At 51.5% G+C, this 2194-nt stretch carries 2 protein-coding genes; both read right to left on the reverse strand.

What is annotated here, in order from left to right; translation table 11 throughout:
• Positions 1-211 precede the first annotated feature (211 nt).
• A complete protein-coding gene (gene murC / locus Q1K24_RS03860; protein ID WP_300366232.1) occupies positions 212-1528 on the reverse strand; it encodes a UDP-N-acetylmuramate--L-alanine ligase in 1317 nt (438 codons plus the stop codon).
• Positions 1529-1604: 76 nt separating this feature from the next.
• Positions 1605-1943, reverse strand: a complete 339-nt coding sequence (locus tag Q1K24_RS03865) for a four helix bundle protein (protein ID WP_300366235.1) — start codon at positions 1941-1943, stop codon at positions 1605-1607.
• Positions 1944-2194 lie beyond the last annotated feature (251 nt).

Below are 2194 nucleotides of genomic sequence, written 5' to 3' on the forward strand. Positions count from 1 at the left end.
GCATGGCTGCACGCCTCTTCGTAAAAGGGTGACCGGCTCAAAACCTTTTTGACGACAAACCGATCGCCATACCGCCCGATAAGATCCGTAAACGTTCCGCCCCTGTCGATGGCGAATTCAATCATTTGGTCGATCGTCGATGGTCGATAGTCGATAGACATCCGTCCCGTGCGCCTCCCCAATTTTTAACTCTTCACTCTTCATTCTTCATTCACTTCAGTCCCCGAATCTGGTAGGTGATGTCTCCGGCGCCGAAGGCGACGATCAGATCGTGATCGAACTGTTTGATCGTCTGGCCCGTTTTATCGAGAATTTTCACCACCCCGCCCTCTTTCGTAACACGCTCGGCCATCGTCAGTTCATACCCGGAAAAGGCGCCTTTCAAGTCGATCGGCACCTCCACTTCGCCTGCGGCCCAGATCGGCAGGATCACCAGTTCGTCGGCATCGGCAAAGCAGTCGACAAAACCCTGCAAATTGTCCATCGTCCGGCTGTATTTGTGCGGCTGCCAGATGGCACGGATCTTTTTGAACCCCCGCATCTTCGCATAATCTTTCAGCGCATCCATCGTCGCCTTGATTTCGGTGGGATGGTGGCCATAATCGTCGAAAATCACACATTCAGTGCCATTTTCGATAATGTCGAAACGCTTCTTGATCCCTTTGTAGTGCCTGAGATTCTGCCGTATCGTTTCCACATCCTCTCCGGCATGAAGCGCCGCCAGAATCGCCAGTGACGCATCGAGCGCAATATGCGCCCCCAGGCCGAACACATCGAACACCCCGTACTCTTTCAACCGAAATCGTGTATGCGGCTCCTCGTCGATCAGAATGTATTCGATATCCCGAATATCCCGGCTCGGGTAGAGATTGACCGACTCCAGCTCCAGCCCCGCCAGAAAAGGATCCTCCGCATTGACGACCCGTACCTCAGCCAGACGCAGGAACTCTTCGTACGCCGCATAGAAGCGGTCCAGGTTGTATTCATAATACTCCATATGCTCCGGCTCGACATTCGTCACAATAGCCATGTAGGGATTGCAGTTGAGAAAACTGGCATCGCTCTCGTCCGCCTCGAAAACCACATCGTCGTTGGGCGCCGTTCGGACATTGGAGTGGAACGCCTTGGAGATCGCCCCGATCAGCGCATTGCTCTCGGGCAGCAGCTCCGCCAGCATCGCCGACGTCGTGCTCTTGCCATGCGCCCCGCCAACCGCATAGACCTTCTTATCCCCCAGGATGAACTTCAACGCCTCTTTCCGCGCATAGAGCGGAATCCCCAGCTCTTTGGCGCGGATATACTCCGGATTGTTCTTGCGCACCGCCGCCGAATGGATCACCATATCGACTCCCTCCACCGCATCGCCATGATGAGGAATCGTAATCTTGGCGCCATACTTCAACGCCAGCTCATCGGTAATTTCACTCTGACGAATGTCAGACCCCGAAATCACATGCCCCTCCCCCGCCATAAACTTGGCCAACGCCGAAATACCGATACCGCCAATCCCGATGAAATGAATTTTCATAAAAACTCCGTTTTTTCAAGGTAAGAAGGTGAGAAGGTGAGGTCGCGCTTCGCGCTGGTGAGCATCTTTATCTCTATCAAGAAAAACTTCTTTTCAGGCTTTTTATCATCATGTGAATACGATCCGTTTCTTTTAACCAATTTTTTCCACTTTTATGATCGATATACTCAATTTTCATGCCGATATAAATTTGTGTTTTCAACTCTGCAGCAGAAGCCTGGGCAATATCCAAAAACCTCCAACTCTCTTTGTCAGAATCTCTTTCCACCCCTTCCGCAATATTACTTGCCACCGATAAACCAGATCGCGTAATCTGATCTTTAAATCCAAAATCTTTACAATCCCTCAACCCAATATAAATATCCGAACTCAATACACAAGCCATTTTCCAAACATCCAAAGTCTCACACTTCATAAAACTTCACCTTCCTACTTTCTTACCTCTCTCACTTCTCACCTTCTCACCAGCGCAAAGCGCGACCTAACCCTCTCACCAGCCGCCAAAAGCGGCGCCCACACATTCTCACAATCTAACATTCTCACCAGCGCAAAGCGCGTCCTCACCCTCTCACCAGCCGCAATAGCGGCGATCCCACAATCTAACATTCCCACATTCTAACAAGCGCGAAGCGCGCCCCCACAAAGCCGCGCAGCGGCGATCCCACA

It is taken from the genome of Hydrogenimonas sp., from assembly GCF_029932565.1.
In the GTDB taxonomy this organism is placed as follows: Bacteria; Campylobacterota; Campylobacteria; order Campylobacterales; family Hydrogenimonadaceae; genus Hydrogenimonas.

What these genes read in the sequence shown, in the direction of transcription:
- Q1K24_RS03865 (WP_300366235.1), bottom strand. Translation starts at nt 1,943, where the DNA reads ATGAAGTGTGAGACTTTGGATGTTTGGAAAATGGCTTGTGTATTGAGT.
- murC (WP_300366232.1), bottom strand. Translation starts at nt 1,528, where the DNA reads ATGAAAATTCATTTCATCGGGATTGGCGGTATCGGTATTTCGGCGTTG.